The organism is Limimaricola cinnabarinus, assembly GCF_047631075.1.
Classification (GTDB): Bacteria; Pseudomonadota; Alphaproteobacteria; order Rhodobacterales; family Rhodobacteraceae; genus Limimaricola; species Limimaricola cinnabarinus.
Window position 1 is genome coordinate 166,141 of sequence record NZ_JBLHYX010000006.1, and the last position, 18,666, is coordinate 184,806.

18 protein-coding genes and 1 tRNA gene are annotated in these 18,666 nt (G+C 66.8%); 7 read left to right on the forward strand and 12 right to left on the reverse strand.

Annotation, left to right across the window (positions count from 1 at the left end; translation table 11 throughout):
• The first annotated feature begins 112 nt into the window (after positions 1–112).
• Positions 113–1,768, forward strand: a complete 1,656-nt coding sequence (locus ACJASC_RS07160; RefSeq protein WP_415144750.1) for an ABC transporter permease — start codon at positions 113–115, stop codon at positions 1,766–1,768.
• 14 nt (positions 1,769–1,782) lie between these two features.
• Here the strand turns inward: ACJASC_RS07160 and ACJASC_RS07165 are convergent.
• Positions 1,783–1,858, reverse strand: a tRNA-Thr gene (locus tag ACJASC_RS07165).
• 163 nt (positions 1,859–2,021) lie between these two features.
• On the opposite strand from ACJASC_RS07165, the gene ACJASC_RS07170 reads away from it, so the two are divergent.
• Together ACJASC_RS07170 and ACJASC_RS07175 are read left to right on the forward strand one after the other, a co-directional pair.
• The gene (locus ACJASC_RS07170; RefSeq protein ID WP_415144752.1) at positions 2,022–2,738 is read left to right on the forward strand and encodes a response regulator; all 717 of its coding nucleotides are present in this window, start codon (positions 2,022–2,024) and stop codon (positions 2,736–2,738) included.
• A complete protein-coding gene (locus tag ACJASC_RS07175; RefSeq protein ID WP_415144754.1) occupies positions 2,735–4,102 on the forward strand; it encodes an ATP-binding protein in 1,368 nt (455 codons plus the stop codon). Before ACJASC_RS07170 ends, ACJASC_RS07175 begins: the two co-directional genes overlap by 4 nt.
• On the opposite strand, the gene ACJASC_RS07180 is transcribed toward ACJASC_RS07175, so the two are convergent.
• From ACJASC_RS07180 to ACJASC_RS07210, 7 genes are read right to left on the reverse strand one after another with little or no spacing between them, the layout of a single operon-like run.
• Complete coding sequence (locus ACJASC_RS07180; protein ID WP_415144756.1) at positions 4,099–5,517, reverse strand: alkaline phosphatase D family protein; 1,419 nt, start codon at positions 5,515–5,517, stop codon at positions 4,099–4,101. The genes ACJASC_RS07175 and ACJASC_RS07180 overlap by 4 nt on opposite strands.
• Before the next feature lie 34 nt (positions 5,518–5,551).
• The gene (locus tag ACJASC_RS07185) at positions 5,552–5,911 is read right to left on the reverse strand and encodes a Na+/H+ antiporter subunit G (protein ID WP_415144758.1); all 360 of its coding nucleotides are present in this window, start codon (positions 5,909–5,911) and stop codon (positions 5,552–5,554) included.
• Entirely contained in the window at positions 5,908–6,177 is a 270-nt protein-coding gene (locus tag ACJASC_RS07190) for a K+/H+ antiporter subunit F (RefSeq protein WP_021693035.1), read from the reverse strand. Before ACJASC_RS07190 ends, ACJASC_RS07185 begins: the two co-directional genes overlap by 4 nt.
• Positions 6,174–6,677 (reverse strand): Na+/H+ antiporter subunit E, encoded by a 504-nt coding sequence (locus tag ACJASC_RS07195; RefSeq protein WP_021693036.1) that lies wholly within the window; start codon positions 6,675–6,677, stop codon positions 6,174–6,176. Before ACJASC_RS07195 ends, ACJASC_RS07190 begins: the two co-directional genes overlap by 4 nt.
• A 1-nt stretch (position 6,678) precedes the next feature.
• Complete coding sequence (locus ACJASC_RS07200; RefSeq protein ID WP_415144761.1) at positions 6,679–8,358, reverse strand: monovalent cation/H+ antiporter subunit D; 1,680 nt, start codon at positions 8,356–8,358, stop codon at positions 6,679–6,681.
• Positions 8,358–8,729, reverse strand: a complete 372-nt coding sequence (locus ACJASC_RS07205) for a Na+/H+ antiporter subunit C (protein ID WP_021693038.1) — start codon at positions 8,727–8,729, stop codon at positions 8,358–8,360. The genes ACJASC_RS07200 and ACJASC_RS07205 overlap by 1 nt, the downstream gene beginning before the upstream one ends.
• Before the next feature lies 1 nt (position 8,730).
• The gene (locus ACJASC_RS07210) at positions 8,731–11,613 is read right to left on the reverse strand and encodes a monovalent cation/H+ antiporter subunit A (protein ID WP_415144763.1); all 2,883 of its coding nucleotides are present in this window, start codon (positions 11,611–11,613) and stop codon (positions 8,731–8,733) included.
• A gap of 218 nt (positions 11,614–11,831) precedes the next feature.
• Here ACJASC_RS07210 and xylB point away from each other — a divergent pair, with 218 nt between their 5' ends.
• Positions 11,832–13,283 (forward strand): xylulokinase, encoded by a 1,452-nt coding sequence (xylB, locus tag ACJASC_RS07215; protein WP_415144765.1) that lies wholly within the window; start codon positions 11,832–11,834, stop codon positions 13,281–13,283.
• 12 nt (positions 13,284–13,295) lie between these two features.
• Here the strand turns inward: xylB and ACJASC_RS07220 are convergent, their stop codons facing one another.
• Complete coding sequence (locus tag ACJASC_RS07220) at positions 13,296–13,802, reverse strand: c-type cytochrome (RefSeq protein ID WP_415144767.1); 507 nt, start codon at positions 13,800–13,802, stop codon at positions 13,296–13,298.
• Positions 13,799–13,927 (reverse strand): hypothetical protein, encoded by a 129-nt coding sequence (locus ACJASC_RS07225; RefSeq protein WP_415144769.1) that lies wholly within the window; start codon positions 13,925–13,927, stop codon positions 13,799–13,801. Before ACJASC_RS07225 ends, ACJASC_RS07220 begins: the two co-directional genes overlap by 4 nt.
• 651 nt (positions 13,928–14,578) lie before the next feature.
• Here ACJASC_RS07225 and ACJASC_RS07230 point away from each other — a divergent pair.
• The 3 genes from ACJASC_RS07230 to arsJ are packed head-to-tail and all read left to right on the forward strand — an operon-like array spanning position 14,579 to position 17,684.
• Positions 14,579–15,418 (forward strand): arsenate reductase/protein-tyrosine-phosphatase family protein, encoded by an 840-nt coding sequence (locus tag ACJASC_RS07230; protein ID WP_045319728.1) that lies wholly within the window; start codon positions 14,579–14,581, stop codon positions 15,416–15,418.
• Positions 15,415–16,413: an ArsJ-associated glyceraldehyde-3-phosphate dehydrogenase gene (locus tag ACJASC_RS07235; protein ID WP_415144771.1), complete on the forward strand. Its 999-nt coding sequence runs from the start codon at positions 15,415–15,417 to the stop codon at positions 16,411–16,413. Before ACJASC_RS07230 ends, ACJASC_RS07235 begins: the two co-directional genes overlap by 4 nt.
• On the forward strand, positions 16,410–17,684 hold the full coding sequence (gene arsJ / locus ACJASC_RS07240) for an organoarsenical effux MFS transporter ArsJ (protein ID WP_415144773.1): 1,275 nt from the start codon (positions 16,410–16,412) through the stop codon (positions 17,682–17,684). The genes ACJASC_RS07235 and arsJ overlap by 4 nt, the downstream gene beginning before the upstream one ends.
• Before the next feature lie 45 nt (positions 17,685–17,729).
• Here the strand turns inward: arsJ and ACJASC_RS07245 are convergent, their stop codons facing one another.
• Both ACJASC_RS07245 and ACJASC_RS07250 read right to left on the reverse strand, forming a co-directional pair.
• Positions 17,730–18,017: a hypothetical protein gene (locus tag ACJASC_RS07245; protein ID WP_415144775.1), complete on the reverse strand. Its 288-nt coding sequence runs from the start codon at positions 18,015–18,017 to the stop codon at positions 17,730–17,732.
• A gap of 449 nt (positions 18,018–18,466) precedes the next feature.
• A partial coding sequence (locus ACJASC_RS07250) for a hypothetical protein (RefSeq protein ID WP_415144777.1) occupies positions 18,467–18,666 on the reverse strand: 200 nt, incomplete at its 5' end.

Below are 18,666 nucleotides of genomic sequence, written 5' to 3' on the forward strand. Positions count from 1 at the left end.
GATCGCGGCAGCCTTGGTGGCCCCTTGTGATCTTGTGCCGCGACCCCGGCGTATCGACCCCAATATAATGAGTTATATGGACAGCGAAACTGCTTTGAGCTACCGCCTCTCCATGTCCGATCAAACCAGTCAGACAAGCGCCACGAAAGGGTCGAGAACCCGTCTGGACCCGTGGTCGACCGGGGCCGTGGCGATCGCCGCGCTGGTGCTGCTGCCGGTGCTGTCGGTGATCTGGTTCGCGCTCAACCCCGAGAACAACATCTGGCCGCATCTCCTCTCGACGACGCTGCCGCGTTATCTGGGCAATACGGTGCTGCTGATGCTTTCGGTCGGGGCGATTACCGCCGCGGTGGGGGCGGGGGCGGCCTGGCTCGTTGTGATGTACCGCTTTCCAGGCCATCGCTGGTTGCAATGGGCACTTTTGCTGCCGCTCGCGGTACCGGCCTATGTGGGCGCCTATGCGCTGGTCGATTTTCTCGAATATGCGGGCCCGGTCCAGACCGCCCTGCGCGGGATCATGGGCTGGCAGGACGCGCGCGATTACGCTTTTCCACAGATCCGGTCGCGCGGCGCGGCGATCCTCGTGCTGTCGGCGGCGCTCTACCCCTATGTCTATTTGCTGGCCCGCGCCGCCCTGCGCGAACAGTCCGGCGCGGGGTTCGAGGTGGCGCGGGCCTTGGGGGTCGGCCCGTGGGGCAGGTTCTTTCGCGTCGGCCTGCCGCTGATCCGGCCAGCGATCGCGGCGGGCGTCGCGGTGGTGATGATGGAGACGGTCAACGATTTCGGCGTCGTCGACTATTTCGCGGTGCAGACGCTGACCACCGGCATCTTCACCGTCTGGCTGCAGGCGGGCAATCTTGGCGGCGCGGCGCAGATCGCGACACTGGTGCTGGCGATGATCGTGTTTCTGGTGACGCTCGAAAAGCTGAGCCGCCGCCGCTCGCGCTTTTTCGGCTCGGCCCGTCAGCCGCGCCCTGTCACGCCGATGCGCCTGTCGGGCGGGCGCGGCGCGCTGGCCGCGCTGGCTTGCCTGCTGCCGTTTCTCGCGGGCTTCGTGCTGCCTGTCGCGGTGCTGGTGAGCCACGCGCTCGACGCGCGCGAATGGGCGGCGCCGGGGCTGGTCAAGGCGTTCTATCACACATTGACCACAGGCGGCGTGGCGGCGGTCGTCACGGTGCTGGCGGGGCTGTTCATGGTCTATGGCACGCGGCTTTCGGGGCATCGCCTGCCGGTGCTCCTCCTGCCGGTGACGGCGATCGGCTATGCCGCCCCCGGCGCGGTGCTGGGCATCGGCATCCTGATCCCGCTGGCGTTCTTCGACAACGCGCTGGCGGATGCGATCCTTGCCCTCACGGGACGCGATCCGGGCCTCATCTTTACCGGCACGGCGGCGGCCTTGGTGCTGGCCTATTGCGTGCGGTTCTTTGCCATCGCGCAGGGCACCGCCGACGCGGCCTTGGGCCGGGTCTCGCCGAGCCTGCCAATGGCAGCGCGCTCTCTCGGTCAGACGGCGGGCGGCACGCTGCGGCGGGTGCATGTGCCCCTCATTCGCGCCAGCGTCGGCTCGGCGCTGCTGCTGGTCTTCGTGGATTGCATGAAGGAATTGCCGGCAACGCTGCTGTTGCGCCCCTTCGGTTACGACACGCTGGCGACGCGGGTGCATGCCAAGGCCAGCCTCGAAAACATCGCCGAGGCCGCGCCGGCGGCGCTGATGATCACCGCCGTGGGGTTGATCGCGGTCGGCTTTCTCGCGCGGGCCAACCGTTGAATGTTCGAAATTTATGGTGCCGGCTGAGGGACTCGAACCCCCGACCCCCTGATTACAAATCAGACGCTCTACCAGCTGAGCTAAGCCGGCCCCGATGCCGATGTATCCAGACCGTGCCGGGCTGGCAAGCGGGTAGCACCTCCGTGTGATACATCTGGCGACAAAACTTCGCGCCGATCGGGGCGAGCGATGCTGGCAACCGCCCCTCGGGCTGCTTTAGAACAGAGGCCTCAGCCCCGCAGGAGACCGCCCCATGACCGAGACCGCCGAGCAGATCCTCGTCGTCGACGACGCGCGCGACATCCGCGAACCGCTGGGACAGTATCTTAAGAAACAAGGGTTCCGGGTCCGGCTCGCGGCGAGCGCGGCCGAGGCCCGCGGCATCGTCGAGACGGCGCGGATCGGCCTCGTGGTGCTCGACGTGATGATGCCGGGCGAAGATGGGCTCAGCCTGTGCCGCTGGCTGGTGGCGCGCGGCGGGCCGCCGGTGATCCTGCTCACCGCCATGGCCGACGAGACCGACCGCATCGTCGGTCTGGAGCTTGGCGCCGACGACTATGTGACCAAGCCGTTCAACCCGCGCGAATTGCTCGCGCGGGTGCGCGCCGTGCTGCGCCGCGCGCCGCCCTCCGCGCCGACGCTCGATGCGACGCCGCGCCGTTTCGCGGGCTGGACCCATGATCCGGCGGCGCGCGGCCTGCGGCACGACGACGGGCGCGAGGCCGAACTGACCTCCGGCGAGAACCGCCTGCTGGGTCTGTTTCTTGACGCGCCGCGCACCGTGCTCGATCGCTCGCGGCTGCTCGACCTTATGGCCGGGCGCGAGGCCAAGGCCTATGACCGCGCCATCGACAACCAGATCAGCCGCCTGCGCCGCAAGATCGAGGACGATCCCAAGCAGCCACGTCTCATCGTCACCGAATGGGGCGGCGGCTATCTTCTCGCCGCCGAAGTCGAGGCGGCGCAATGAACGCAGTCGCGCGACTGCTGCCGAAGGGCCTCGCCGCGCGATTCGCGCTGCTGCTCGCGGCGGCGCTGGTCACGGCCAATCTCGTGGCGCTGGGCCTGTTGTCCTTCGAACGCGCACGTCTCGACCGCGAGGCCGGAGCCGCGCGGGAGGTCGAGCGGATCGTGGCCTTGGTGCCCGCGATGGAGGCATTGGACCCGCGCGCGAGAGAGGTTCTGGCGCGGCGGGCCTCGACCCGTCTGGCGCGGATCGATGTCGCGCCTGTGCCTTTGGTGCTCCGACCTGCTGCTGCGAGTTCGGAGCGTGCGGCGGCGCTTGAGGCGCGCCTCGTGGCGGCCTTGGACGGGCGCAGGGTGCATGTCGCCATGCACGAGCGCGGAAGCCAGCGCCCAGAGGCGGCGGGCTGGCAGGCTCATGACCCGGCCATGCGGGGTGGCCCTTCGGGTATCGTCATCTCCATCGCGCTGGGAGCGGACAGCAGCGGCGGTTGGCTCAACGTCGTCACGTCGGGTCTGAGACCGGCGAACGGCGTGCAGGAGGAGGTGTTCCTGCTGGTGCTGGGCCTGTCTCTGGTCACGGTGCTGGCCGTGGGCCTGTGGTTCGTGCGGCAGCTGACCCGGCCCTTGGGCGCATTGGCCGTAGCCGCGCGCGCCGCCGGGCGCGGTGATCGCAGCCTGCGTGTCCCCGAGACCGGAGCGCGCGAAATGCATGCGGCGGCGGCGGCGTTCAACGATATGCAGGCCCGGATCGCACGATTCGAGGCCGAGCGCCTGCGCACTCTCGCCGCCGTCGGGCACGACCTGCGGACGCCGATCACCAGTCTGCGCATCCGTGCCGAGATGCTCGACGAGGACGAGGGCGTGCCGATGATCCGCACGCTCGACGAGATGGCGGTGATGGCTGAGGGGCTCGTGGCCTTCGCCAAGAGTGGCCACGACGCCGAGGCCCCCGCCGAAATCGATCTCGGCGCGCTGCTGGAGCGGCTCTGCGAGGAGCGCGGTGCCAGCTTCGAGGGCGGTGCGGCGCCCATGGTGAGAGGGCGGCCCGTGGCCCTGTCGCGCGCCTTCGGCAACCTCATCGACAATGCGATCCGTTATGGCGGGGCGGCGCGGGTGATGCTCTCGCACGATGGCGGGCAGGTGGTGGTGCGCGTTCATGATGACGGGCCGGGTATCCCCGAGGCGCGGCTCGAAGGCATGTTCGAGCCCTTTGTGCGTGGCGAGGACAGCCGTAGCCAGGACACCGGCGGGGCAGGGCTTGGGCTGTCGATCACCCGCACCATCATCCGCGCCCATGGTGGCGAGATCGCGCTGTCGAACCGCGCGCCGCGCGGTCTCGAGGCGCGGGTGGAGTTGCCTATCCCCTAGATCGGCAGCGGCAGCGTCTCGCCGCTTTCCTCGAGATGCCACACGGCGTTCCAATCGCCGTCCCGCCGTTCCAGCACGAGGAAGTTGCGCTCGGCGACGTAGCGCCGCCGCATTCCCGGCGGCGGCAGGATGCGAATCCTGTGCCCCGAAAGCGGCCCCTCGCCAAGCCAAGCCAGCCAACCCAGACCCCGCGCATAGCCCTTGGGCGGTGCGCGGTGCGCAATGCCCGAGGCGACGAGCTGATGCACCGGGCCGGGCGACGCGGCCATTTCGGCGCGGGTGGCGAGGTGGATCTCACCCGAAAGGACCGTCACCGGGCCTTGCGCGCGAAGGCCCAGCACGGCCCGCAGGGCTCGTTTCCAGTCCTCCCGATGGGCCCGGCTCTGCCACTGGTCGCGCAAATCGTCCTCGTATTTCTGCATGCCGGGCCAGAGCCACATCACCGCCTCGACCAGAGACAGGCGCGGACCGAGGAGTGGCACGGACGAGACGATGATCGTGCGCTCCGGTTCCGGCACGGGGCGTTCCAGCAACCGCCAGCCCGCCTCGCCCATGACCCGCCTGCGACCCCGTTCGGAGCGCAGGTCGGGCGCCATCAGTGTCACGCCGGGAAGCTGGCGCTGCCAGCCGAGTTGCATGCCGGAGGGGTCGACGAAAATGTCGGCCACATCCGCCTCGACAGCGCCATGCTGGAACAGCAGGTACATCTCGCGGGCCACGGAAAACAGCGTCCGTCCCACGGCGCTATTGGTCGCGGCCACGGGCAGCGAGCCCCAGCCATCGCATATGTCGTGATCGTCCCAGACCGCCAGGCTCGGCACACGGGCCGCAAGCCCGCCAAAGGCCGGGGAAGCAAGGCCGCGCATGTAGCGGTTCACGAAGCCCGCGCGCAGATGCGCGGCCAATTCGGAGAGATCCTCCTCGGTGGCGCCCTGCGGGATGTCCTCGGGCCAGCCATCGCTGAGCGGATGGCCTTGGGTCACCTCGTCGGCATAGATCTGGTCGCCGCCTTGCAACAGTGCGGCGAAGGGCTGGTCCTCATGCTCTGTGCGCATGCGTTCCCACATCGCGTCGCGCTCGGCCGGATCGCGGTCCATGTCGCCGATCTCCTCGCCATTGCACGACAGGAAGGCGAGGCGCAGGTCGCCGCCAAGATCGGTTTCGACCGGGTATTCGGTATCTTCGAAGGCGTAGCCGCGATCCTGCGGGCCAAGCCGGAAATCGAAGCGCCAGACCGCCAGACCCTCCAGCGTGGCGATGCGGCGCGCCCGGTGTGCGGTGCCGCTTGCATGCAGATCGCCGCAGGGCGCATCCTCGGGGCGGATCACCACGGCGGCGAGGCGGAGCCCCTCCGCGTCATGCCCGCGCAGATGCAGCAAAGGCCCGGCCTGTCGGGGGGCGGATGTCTCGATCACGTTTCGCTCCTCGGCCCCGGCGGGGCCGGGTGCGTCATTTTTCTGAATAGGTCGCCCAGCCGTCTTCGGCGGGCGGGGCGGGCAGCTCCTTGCCACCGCGCTGCCGATGCAGATGCACCTTGGCGATGAAATTTCCAGAGATGGGGGCCGTGACGAAGAGGAAGGCCATGACCAGAAGTTCGTGCAGCGAGCCCTCGCCCGAGGCGAAGGCATGGATCATCGAGGCCAGCAGAAGCGAGCCCACACCTAGTGTCGAAGCCTTGGTCGGTGCGTGCAGCCGCTTCATCGGCTGGTCCAGCTTCAAGAGGCCGTAGGAGCCGATCAGCGTGAAGGTGGCGCCGATGATCAGGAGCGTGGCGACAAGGATGTCGATGAGAAACGGGATGTCGGTCATTCGATGATGTCCCCGCGCAGCACGAACCGCGCCAGCGCCACGGTCGACACGAAGCCGAGCATGGCGAAGATCAGCGCGCTTTCGAAGTAGATCTGCGTGCCCCAGAACATCCCGAGCAGGATGATCAGGCCGATGGCGTTGATCACCATGGTGTCGAGCGCGAGAATGCGGTCGCCGGTGTGCGGCCCGATCACGAGTCGGACCATGGCCAGAAGCTGCGCCAGCCCGACGGCGCCGATGGCAAAATACAAGACGGTGTCGATCATTCGAAGATCTCCTTCAGCCGCCGCTCGTAGCGGGTCTTGATGTCGTCGCGCACCGCCTCCGGATCGGCGGCGTCGAGCGCGTGAACCAGTAGCGCCCTGCCATCGGCCGAGAGGTCGGTGCTGACGGTGCCGGGGGTCAGGGTGATGGTGCCCGCGAGCAAGGTGATCGCCTCGGGTGACCGCAGGTCGAGGGGGATCAGCACCCAGTTCGGCGCCATGTCGTCGTTGCGCTTGAACAGCACGATCATCGCCACCTGCACGTTGGCGACCATGATGTCCCAGATCACAAGAAGCATGTAGGAGACCAGCCGCCATGGCCGGGTAATCTTGGGCCGATCGGGCCAATAGGCGGCGGTGGAGATCGGGATCAGCAGGCCGAGGATCGCCCCGAAGACCACGGTGCCGAGGCTAAGATCGTTGATCAGCAGGCACCACACGATCACCAGCAGCGTCGAGAGCAGCGGGTGGGGCAGCAGCTTTCGGGTCAGGCGCAGCGGCATTTCAGTGCTCCTCTCCGGTGGCGTCCGAGGTCTCGTCGTCAATGGCAAGATCTGCCGCGTCGCCATGATCGCCCTCAACAGCGTGCGGGTCGTCCTTGATTTTCTTGCCGGGCGTGGTCAGCACCAGTTCGATATAAGGCTCGGGTGCGAAAAGCTGTGCTGCCGTAGCGCTCAGCACCCGGTTGACCGGGCCCGCGAAGACGGTCAGCGCGATCAGGAGCGCGATCAGCCCGCCGATCGCGATCATCGGCAGCACCGGGCGTGGTGAGATCGGACCCTTGGTCGAGCCGGGCTGCGCGGTTTCGTCCTCGATTTCGGGGGCGGTCTCGCAATCGACCGGGCCGTCGGGCCCCTCCTGATGCGCCTTCCAGAAGATCATCGAGCCCGCGCGCGAAAATCCGACCACGGCCACGAGCGAACCCGACAGCACCACCGCCCAGACCCACCAGACCAACGGGCTGGTGAGCGCCGCGTCGAGGATCAGCAGCTTGCCCAGAAAACCCGACAGCGGCGGCAACCCGGTCATGGCGATGGCCGCGACGAAGAACATCCCCGCGATCAGCGCGCCGCCTTCGATCGGGCGCCCGTGCACGAGGAACGGACCCGCCTCTCCGCGACGCTCCTTGATCTGGTCGACCAGCAGGAACAGCGCCGCCGTCGCAAAGGTCGAATGGATCGCGTAATAGAGCGCGGCGGCGATGCCATCGGGGGTGAAGACCGACACGGCGCTCAGCAGCAGGCCCATCGAGCCGATCACCGAAAAGGCGATGAGCCGGTCGACGCGTACGGCCCCCAGCACGCCGATCATGCCGACCGCCAGCGTCAGCAGCGCGGCGGGCAGCAGCCAGGTGTCGAACAGGCCTTGGGTGATTTCGAGATCAGGGGGGAAGACCAGCGTGTAAAAGCGGATGATGCCGTAGGCACCAACCTTAGTCATGATCGCAAAGAGGGCCGCGACGGGCGCGGGAGCCTGCGCATAGCTGTCGGGCAGCCAGAAATGCAGCGGCAGCACCGCGGCCTTGATGGCGAAGACCATGAGCAGCAGCACCGCGGCGACACGGATGCCGCCCGAGGCGCTGGCGTCGAGCTCGGCTACCCGGCCTGCAAGATCGGCCATGTTGAGCGTGCCCGTCTGGGCGTAGATCGTACCGAGGGCAAAGAGAAACAGGGTCGAGCCGAGCAGGTTGTAGAGCACGTATTGTGTGCCCGCGCGCAGCCGTTCGCGCCCGCCCGAATGGATCATCAGGCCGTAGGAGGCGATGAGCAGCACCTCGAAGAAGACGAAGAGGTTGAAGGCGTCGCCGGTCAGGAAGGCGCCGAGGATGCCCATCAGCTGGAACTGGAACAGCGGGTGAAAATGCCGTCCCCGCGCGTCCCAGCCCGAGCCGATGGCATAGAGAAGCACCAGCGGTGCCAGCAGCGTCGTGAGCAACACCATCAGGGTCGAGAGCCGGTCCCCGACGAGCACGATGCCGAACGGCGCGGGCCAGTTGCCAAGCTGGTAGAGCGTGATCGTGCCGTCCGAGGCCTGCCAGAACAGGCCCGTCGCGATCGCCGCCAGCGCCAGCGCGCCCGCCATCGACAGCGCCCGCTGCACGACGATGTGCTCGCGCACCATCAGCACGAGGATCGCGGCCAGCATCGCGGGCAGCACGACGGGGGTGATCAACCAATGGCTCATCATGCGTCTCCTTCGGGCATCGAGGGCGCGCGGGCGTCGCCCTCCGAGACGGCGGGGCGGTCGACGAGGTCGTCATCTGACGACAGCCAGCTTCCCAGCGCCATGATCACCACCACCGCCGTCATGCCGAAGGAGATGACGATCGCCGTCAGCACCAGCGCCTGCGGCAGCGGATCGGTGTAGCGGACGGCCCCGTCGCGCAGCACCGGCGGGGCATTCATCGCCAGCCGCCCCGAGGCGAAGAGAAAGACGTTCACCGCGTAGCTCAGAAGCGAGGTTCCGATGATCACCGGAAAGGTGCGCAGGCGCAGCACCATGTAGATGCCGGCGGCGGACAGGACGCCGACGGCGGATGCGATCAGGAGTTCCATGTCAGATAACCTTGCCTTGTTCGCCTGCGGCCGGGGTGAGCTCTTCGTCGCGCGAAGGGTCGATATCCATCGCGTGATCGGAGGTTTCCGTCCCGGCCCTGTAGCCCAGGCGCGAGAAACTTTCGAGCGACAGCATCACCGCGCCGACCACGGCGAGGAACACGCCGAGATCGAAGCCCATGGCGGTGGCCAGCTCGAACTCCTCCATCGGCGGGATGCGGAAATATCCGAAGGCCGATGTCAGGAAAGGCTGGCCCGCGAGCCAGGCGCCGATGCCGGTGAGACCGGCGACGAAGACGCCCGCGCCGATGATCCCGTGATAGGGGTAGCGCTGCCGCCGCGCGGCCCATGCAAAGCCGCTGGCCATGTATTGCGTCACCACCGCGATGGCCACGACGAGGCCCGCGACAAAGCCGCCGCCGGGCGAATTGTGCCCGCGCAGGAAGATGTAGACGCCGACCATCAGGATCACCGGCATCATCACCCGCGTCAGCACCACCATCATCAGCGGATGCGCGCCGCCGGCCTGCGTTTCCTCGTAGCCGCGGTTAAGCAGGCGGCGGCGCACCGTGCTCGAGAGCAGCGCCTCGGTCAGCGCGTAGATGACAAGGGCCGCGATGCCAAGCACGATGATCTCGCCGAAGGTGTCGAAGCCCCGAAAATCCACGAGGATCACGTTGACGACGTTGTCGCCGCCGCCGCCCTTGTAGGAGTTGGCGAGGTGATAGTCCGAGATCGGCGCGATCGGAAACTCGGTCGACAGGATGGTCCATGTCAGCGCGGTCGCGGCGATGCCGCCCGCGCCCGCGATGATCGCGTCACGCGTCCGTCGCAGCGCGCCGGATTCGTTGGGCGTGGTGTTGGGCAGGAAGTTCAGCGCCAGAAGCAGCAGGATGATCGTCACCACCTCGACCGAGATCTGCGTCAGAGCGAGATCGGGCGCCGAGAAATGGTTGAAGCCAACCGAGACCATCAGGCCGATGATTCCCATCAGCATCAGCACGGCGAGGCGATTGCGATGCGCCGCAACGAGAAAGCCGGTGGCGGCGATCAGCATCGCCCATGCGGCGACGGCGATTGGTGTCACCGGAAGCAGCGGGCGGCGGGTCTCGGTGCCGGTGGTCCCAGAGAACCACGAATGCGCGCCCACGGCCACCACCGTCAGCACCATGATCGCGGCATAGCGGGTGAAGGCCCCGTCATGCAGGCCCAGCGTGACGCGCCGGGCGCCCCGCACGCACACGTCGATAAGCCTGTCGAAGATGTGCTTGGCCTCGGGACGCCGCGCGGCCTCCCAGACCCGCGACAGCGGCGCGAAGGCCGCCAGCAGCACCGCGCCGCCCAGCACCGCAATGGCCGACATGGCCAGCGCCGGGGTCAGCCCGTGCCAGATCTTGAGATGCGCGTCGGGCATCTCGGCCGCGCCGCCGATCACGGCACCGGTGACGAGCTTGACGAAGGGCTCGGCCAGCGCAGGAAACAGGCCGATGCCGACCACGGGAATGATCAGGAGGGCAGGCGGCAGCCACATGCCGGGATTCGGGTCATGCGGATGCGCCGGGTAATCGTCGCGCTCGCGCCCGAGGAAGGTATGCGCGATGAGCCTAAAGGAATAGGCCGCGGAGAACAGCGCGCCGATCGTCGCCACGACCGTGACCAGCATCGGCATACCGAACAGCGTCGTATGCGTCGCCTCTTCGAGCATCATCTCCTTGGAGAGAAAGCCGTTCAGCAGCGGGATGCCCGCCATCGACAGCGCCGCCAGCGTCGCGATCGCGAAGGAGATCGGCATCAGGTGGCGCAGGCCGCCCAGACGGCGCATGTCACGGGTATGCGCCTCGTGATCGACGATCCCTGCGGTCATGAACAGCGCTGCCTTGAAGCTTGCATGGTTCAGGATGTGGAACACTGCCGCCATCGCGCCGAACGCCGTGCCGGTGCCCAGAAGAAAGGTGATGAGGCCGAGATGCGAGACGGTCGAAAAGGCCAGGAGCGCCTTCAGGTCGTGCTTGAACAGCGCGATCACCGCGCCGAGGACCATGGTGATGAGGCCCGCCGACGACACGATCACCACCCATTCGGGCGTACCCGACAGGACCGGCCAGAGCCGCGCCAGCAGGAACAATCCCGCCTTCACCATCGTCGCGGAGTGCAGATAGGCCGAGACCGGCGTCGGGGCCGCCATGGCGTGCGGCAGCCAGAAATGGAACGGGAACTGCGCCGATTTGGTGAAGCAGCCCAGAAGAATCAACAGCAAGGCGGGCAGATAGAGCGGCGAGGCCTGTACCAGCTCGCGCTGCTCGAGGATCACGCTCAGATCATAGCTTCCGACGATGCTCCCCAGCATCAGCATGCCGCCGATCAATGCCAGCCCGCCCATGCCGGTCACGGTGAGCGCCATGCGCGCGCCCTGACGGCCTTCGGGCAAATGCTTCCAAAACCCGATCAGCAGGAAGGAGGACAGCGAGGTCAGCTCCCAGAATATCAGCAGGAGCAGGATGTTGTCAGACAGCACGATGCCCACCATCGCGCCCTGGAACAGCAGCAGGTAGCTGAAGAACTCGCCCATGTTGTCGTCGCGCGACAGGTAGTGGCGCGCATAGGCGATGATCAGCAGGCCGATCCCGAGGATTAATGCTGCGAACATGAAGCCCAAGGGATCTAGGAACAGGTTCACGTTGAGCCCGAGCCCCGGCATCCAGTCGAGCCGGGCCGAGACCGTCTCGCCGCGCAGCACGGCGGGCAGATGCGTGAGCAGCCCGATCGCGGCCAGCGCCGTGACGAGGAAGGTGGCGGTGAAACAGGCTTGGCGACCGGCCCGGATCATCAGGCCTGGCAGCAGCGCGCCGAGGAACGGGAGGAGGACAATGATGAAAAGCGACATGGCGCGCACTATCGCGAAAGCGAAGCGTGACGACCAGACGTGACGCCGAATTTTCGCACGCCTCGGAGCGCTTTATTTCGGCCCTGCTGCCATCGGAGCGACAGGATGTCGCGGATGCGATCCCGCGTCGGGGCGAATCGACGGGAGACGCGCTTGGCATGCGTCCGGGGCTCGGGCTATTGCTTGGGCCTCGCCTCATCACAGGATCGCACCGCATCATGAGCTATCTCGGCATCGACCTCGGCACTTCCGGACTGCGCGCCCTTCTCGTGGATGACGAGGGCGTGCCCATGGGCGCTGTTGAGCGTCACTATGCGGCGGCGCATCCGCGATCGGGCTGGAGCGAGCAGGACCCGGCGGACTGGATCGCCGCGCTCGAAGGGGCCGTGGCCGATCTGCGCGCGGCGCATCCCGCCTTTGCCGGTCTGCGCGGCATCGGCGTCGCCGGGCACATGCACGGCGCCACGCTTCTGGATGCAAAGGACCGGGTGATCCGCCCCTGCATCCTGTGGAACGACACGCGCGCCCATGCCGAGGCGGCCCAACTCGATGCCACCGAGGGGGTGCGGGCCCTGTCGGGCAACATCGTTTTCCCGGGATTTACCGCGCCCAAGCTGGAATGGGTCCGCACGAATGAGCCCGAGGCTTATGCCCGCGTCGCCAAGGTGCTTCTGCCCGCGGCCTATCTCAACCTTTACCTCACCGGCACGCATGTCGCCGACATGTCCGACAGCGCCGGCACCTCATGGCTCGACACTGGTGCGCGGGACTGGTCCGACGCGCTGCTCGGGGCCGGGCACATGCGCCGCGATCAGATGCCGCGCCTCGTGGAGGGCTGCGAAAGGGCCGGGGAACTGCGCGCCGATCTTGTCTCCGCATGGGGTCTCGACGGCGCCGTCGCCGTTGCGGGCGGAGCGGGCGACAACGCCGCCGCAGCCTGCGGCATCGGGGCGCTGTCGGAAGGAGAGGGCTTCTTGTCGCTCGGTACCTCGGGCGTGCTGCTTGCCGCGCGCGACGGCTACTGCCCTGCGCCGGAGACGGCGTTGCACACCTTCTGCCACGCGGTGCCGAAGCGCTGGTACCAGATGGGGGTGATGCTTTCGGCCGCCGACAGCCTGACCTGGCTCTCATCGATCACCGGGACGGGTGCCGCGGAATTGACGGGGGCGCTGGGCGATACGCTGTTGCCGCCGGGCCGGGTGCGTTTTCTGCCGTACCTGTCGGGCGAACGGACGCCGCACAACGACGCCGAGATCCGTGGTAGCTTTACCGGGATCGGCGCCGACACCACCCGCGACGACCTGACCCGCGCCGTGCTCGAAGGCGTGGCCTTCGGCCTGCGCGATTCGCATGAGGCGCTGAAGGCCTCCGGCGCGCGGATCGACCGGCTGATGGCGATCGGCGGCGGCACGCGGTCGCGGTACTGGCTGCGCCTCATCGCCACCGTGCTCGGCGTGCCGCTCGACCTGCCGAAGGACGGCGAATTCGGTGCGGCGCTGGGCGCGGCCCGCCTCGGTCTGATCGCGGCGATGGGCGTGGCGCCCGAGAACGTCATGCTGCGGCCCGCCATCGGCGCCTCTATCAAGCCCGAGGCGGGCCTCAGGGCCGACTTCGACAAGACTTATGCGGCCTTCCGAGCGAGCTACCCCGCGATCCGCGCGATCCAATAGGGCATTGTCGGCTCAAGGCGAGCTCTCGGCCCCGGCCGAGACTTCGGCCTGGAAGCCGCGCTCGCGCTCGGACCAGCTGGTCTTGATGTAGGCCAGAACCGCCTTGATCTCGTCGTCGCTCAGCAGGCCCTCGAAGGCGGGCATGTCGCTCTTGTAGCCGGGCACCACCGCATCGACACCATGCTTGGTGATGGTAAAGAGATCGCGGTCGGCGTGGTGCCAGGTGTGGCCGCTGTCGTCATGCGGCGGGGCCGGCATGCGCCCGTCCTCGGTCCGGCGGCGCCAGTCGGGCTGGCCTTCGAGCTGCGCGCCATGGCAGGCAGCGCAGCTCTCGGCATAGATCGAGCCGCCCTGTTCGACCATGCCCCGCGTGACCGGTTCTCCGAGGACGGAGAGCCCCGCGATCTCCGCCGATGCCGCGCCCTGCGGGTCCTCCGCTGTCAGCCCTTGGGCCACCGCCACGATCGCGGCGGCGCCAAGAAGGCTCGAGGCAAGGCCGATGACCAGCCCGCGTCTCATCGCGTGCTCCTGAGGAACTTGACCAGCGCCATCAGGCTCAGAACGAGCAGGGTCAGCACCAGCAGCATGACGAGCCCGCCCCCGGCCATCATGGCGCCCATCATCGGTCCGTTCATCATCGACATCATCCCTTTCATACATTCACTAGAAAAACGGGCCGTCACTCAAGCGGTGCAACCGGTCAGCTCGGGATGTTGGTTCGGGGCGGAGCAGCGTCGACGTCCGGCTGGCGCATTTGAATTGCCATATTGGCGGGCCAGGCGAGATCGGTCGCAACGACGGCCCGCGGCTGGATCGCCATGGAGATCTCGGTGAAGAGCAGTGGGGGGTGCAGTCGAAATTGCAGGTCATCTGCTTGGTTGCGTCCTGTGTGCAGGCGGGGCCGAGATCGTCCTGCTGGTTCATGAGGGTGGAAGTTGCCATGTCGATCGACGTTTGGGCACCCGCGACGTCATGCAATAGCACGCCGATCAGCAGGAGCAGCGACAAGCAGACCGTGGCGAGGCGAACCCAAAAGCGCATGAAGCCGATCTAGGAGCAGGCGGGGCCCGTATCGACGGAGAATGAAAACATATCTCGTGCGCAATGACGACCGGAGGCGGCAGACAAACAGCTAGATAGGTGTCTCGGCCGGCCAAGTCCGCACCACATTCATTCAGGCCATCGAGCAGGCCGAGACGTCGAACTACTCGGCTCAAAATCGGCAAGCGCGCAAAAATCAGCGTTCTCACACAATACACGCTTTCCAAAATCCATAATTCGAGTATTCTCGAAATATGGAATCGATTCACGTTACACGACTGGCTGCCCTCGCCCACCCGCAACGTCTTGCGGTGTTCCGGATGCTCATGCGGCGCTACCCGGACGCGGTCCCCGCAGGTGAAATCGCGGAGGTGCTGGACACCCGCGCCAACACGCTGTCCTCCTATCTTTCGGCCCTCCGCCATGCCGGGCTGATCGAACAGCTCCGGCACGGCCGCTCCTTGCTCTACCGCGCCGATATGGAGCAGGCGGGCGGATTGCTCGGCTACCTGATCGAGGATTGCTGCCGCAGCCGCCCGGCCCTGCGCGCCGCTCCAGCCGACCTGTCCACTTTCGGAGTTTCCGACATGATCTCACGCCCCTACAATGTCCTGTTCGTCTGCACCGGCAACTCGGCGCGCTCGATCTTCGCGGAGGCGCTCCTGCGCGACACCGGCGGCGGCAGGTTTCGCGCCTTTTCCGCCGGGACGACGCCGCAGTCGGTTCTGAACCCGTTGGCCGTGCAGGTGCTGGAGGCGAATGGCCATGAGACCGCCAGCCTGCGGGCCAAGCACGTGTCGGAGTTTCAGGGGGCCGAGGCGCCCGCCTTGGATTTCGTTTTCACGGTCTGCGACCGCGCCGCCAACGAGGATTGTCCCGGCTGGCCCGGCCAGCCGGTGTCCGGGCATTGGGGCCAGCCCGACCCCGTGAAGGCGACCGGTACCGAGCCGGAGCGTCGATTGATTTATCATCAGGTCTATGGCGCGCTGCGGCGGCGCATCGATCTGCTCACCACGCTCAACCTTACGGCGCTCGATCGGATCGCGATCCAGCGCGCCGTCGACGACATCCCGACCCGGAAGGAACCGCAATGACCACCTATGCCTTGAACGGCCTCGGCCGGATCGGAAAGCTCGCCCTGCGCCCGCTCCTCGACAGCGGTGCCGAGATCGCTTGGATCAACGACGCCGTGGGCGATGCGGCGATGCATGCGCATCTGCTGGAATTCGATAGCGTGCATGGCCGCTGGTCCGCCAGTTTCGTGGCCGACGAGGACAGCCTGTCCATCGACGGCACGCGCCTGCCGGTCCTCGCGAAAAAGCGCATCGAGGATCTGCCGCTCGACGGCGTCGACGTGGTGATCGACTGTACCGGCGTCTTCAAGACCGAGGCGAAGCTCGCACCCTATTTCGCCGCCGGGGTGAAGAAGGTGATCGTCAGCGCACCGGTAAAGGACGGACCCACCGCCAACATCGTCTACGGCGTCAACGACGACACCTATGACCCCGAGGTGCATGACATCGTCACGGCGGCGAGTTGTACCACCAATTGCCTCGCCCCGGTGGTCAAGGTGATCCATGAGGGCTTGGGCATCCGCCATGGTTCGATCACCACAATCCATGACGTCACCAACACCCAGACCATCGTCGACCGGCCCGCCAAGGACCTGCGCCGCGCCCGCTCGGCGCTCAACTCGCTGATCCCGACCACCACCGGCTCGGCCACCGCGATCACGCTGATCTACCCGGAGCTGAAGGGTCGGTTGAATGGCCATGCCGTGCGGGTGCCGCTCCTGAACGCCTCGCTCACCGACTGCGTGTTCGAGGTCGAGCGCGAGACCACGGTGGAGGAGGTGAACGCCCTTTTGCGCGAGGCGTCCGAGGGCCCGCTTAGCGGAATACTGGGGTTTGAGACCCGCCCCCTCGTTTCGGCCGATTACGTCAACGACACACGATCCTCGATCGTCGATGCGCCCTCGACCATGGTGATCGCCGACACGCAGGTGAAGATCTATGCGTGGTACGACAACGAGATGGGCTATGCGCATCGTCTCGTCGACGTGGCGCGCATGGTGGGGGGACGGTTGTGACCGCCCGGCCAGAGGGGCTTTCCGCCTACATCGCGGTCACCGCCGCCTACTGGGCCTTCATGCTCACCGACGGCGCGCTCAGGATGCTGGTACTGCTGCATTTCCACACGCTCGGCTTCTCGCCGGTGCAGCTGGCCTACCTGTTCCTGCTCTACGAAATCGCTGGCGTCGTCACCAACCTCTCGGCGGGCTGGATCGCGGCGCGCTTTGGCCTGACATCGACGCTTTATGCGGGGCTCGGCTTGCAAGTCGCGGCGCTTCTGGCGCTGTCGGCGCTCGATCCGGGCTGGGGGCTCTGGGCATCGGTCGCCTATGTGATGGCGGTGCAAGGCGCGTCCGGCGTCGCCAAGGACCTCTCGAAGATGAGCGCCAAGAGCGCGGTCAAGATCCTCGCGCCAAAAGGGCAGGGCGGCTTGTTCCGCTGGGTCGCGGTGCTGACCGGCTCGAAGAACGCCGTGAAGGGGCTGGGCTTCCTGCTCGGCGCGGCGCTATTGGGGCTCGTGGGCTTCGTGCCATCGGTGCTGGCGATGGCCGCCGCCCTGGCGGTAGTCCCTGTCGTCATCCTGCTTCGCATGCCCTCGGGCCTGCCGCAGGGCCGCAAGGGCGCGAAGTTCCTGGAGGTCTTCTCCAAGGACCCCAACATTAATTGGCTTTCGGCGGCGCGGCTGTTCCTGTTCGGCGCGCGCGACGTCTGGTTCGTGGTCGGCATTCCGATCTATTTCTACGCAGTGCTTTCCGATGGCTCGGAAGCGGGCAACCGCATGGCCTTCTTCATGATCGGCAGTTTCATGGCCGTCTGGACCATCCTCTACGGCGCGGTGCAGGCTTGGGCACCGCGGTTGTTGCGCGCGACCGAGCGGTCCGAGGCCGCGCTGGTCGGCGAGGCGCGCCGCTGGGCGCTGGCGCTGTTCGTCGTGCCTGCCGCGCTGGCGGCTCTGGTCTGGATCGCCGGGGCACCGGCGGGCTGGCTTACCCTGATCGTGGTCGCGGGGCTCTTGGTGTTCGGGGCGCTCTTTGCGGTGAACTCCTCGCTGCACTCCTACCTGATCCTCGCCTTCTCGACCTCGGAGCGGGTGACCATGGATGTCGGCTTCTACTACATGTCGAACGCGGCCGGGCGGCTGTTGGGCACGCTCCTGTCGGGTTTGACTTACCAGATCGGCGGACTGCCCGCCTGTCTCGGCATGGCGGCGGCGATGGTCGGCGCGAGCGCACTGGCCGCAGCGCGGCTCGGGAGGGAGCGGCCGGTTCGGCAGGTTCCCTCAAGCTGAAACCCGGCTGTGGGCGCGGCGCATTGGCCAAGAAGGCCGAACGGGTCACCGCGGCAAGAGTGTTTGCGGGTTGCGCACCGGACTGGTAGAAAAGCGCCTCGCGGCCCCACGGCGGATCATGCGGGCCTGTCCCCGCCGCCCCGAGTGCGGATGCCGGTTCCGATCGACCTGAACAGAATGAGAAAGCTGCGCGATGCGGAATGCGGCAGAGGCGATGAAGCAAGTGAATGGCAGGCTGGCTACGGCCGCGCGCCTTTCGGTCGCTCCGATGATGGATCGACGGACACAGCGTGATTTCCTTATTTTAAAGGCTGATGCGATCTTGGCGGTCATGATGTAGCACAGGCGTAGCACACCTCTCAAAACGTGAGTTCAGCCTGCTCTGAGTTAACAGCATGGTCCTGCGGCAGGTTCCGCGAACAGACTGCTTCCCCCGGATTCTGCTTACAGGTCATCTTTACTTCCCGGATTAGGTCCTAGAGCACTGACCCGGTCGCGACAGCGCTCCGGCGGTAGGGGCCGGAGAGAATGCCCGCAACCGGCAGAAATCAAACGAAAAAGCGCCATCGAACGCGGCCCGACTCCGCGTGTGACAGCAGTTGTGTCATGGCCGTGGTCTCGAGAGCAAGCAGAATGTGCACGCGGGCGTTGAGCCGGGAGACGGGCGCGAAACGAATGCCGCGCCATCCAAGGTCGAAGCTCGACCGGTGCGAATGGCCAACAAGCAGGCGCAGGGCTGACCACGCAGTCCGTTCTTCAGACCATCCCTCCAAGGGGCGGCTCTAGCTGAGAGCTAAGGTTCCAGCAAAAAAGGGATCATGCTCTACTGTCGATGGCCATGCTGCAGATAGCGGTTGAATAGCCCCGTGTCTTGTGGACGCCTTCTTCGCTAATTTTGAGGCAAGGAGGCCATGATGAGCAGCAGCAAGTTCAGCGAGGAGTTCAAGCGGGACGCGGTCGCACAGATCACCGAGCGGGGCTA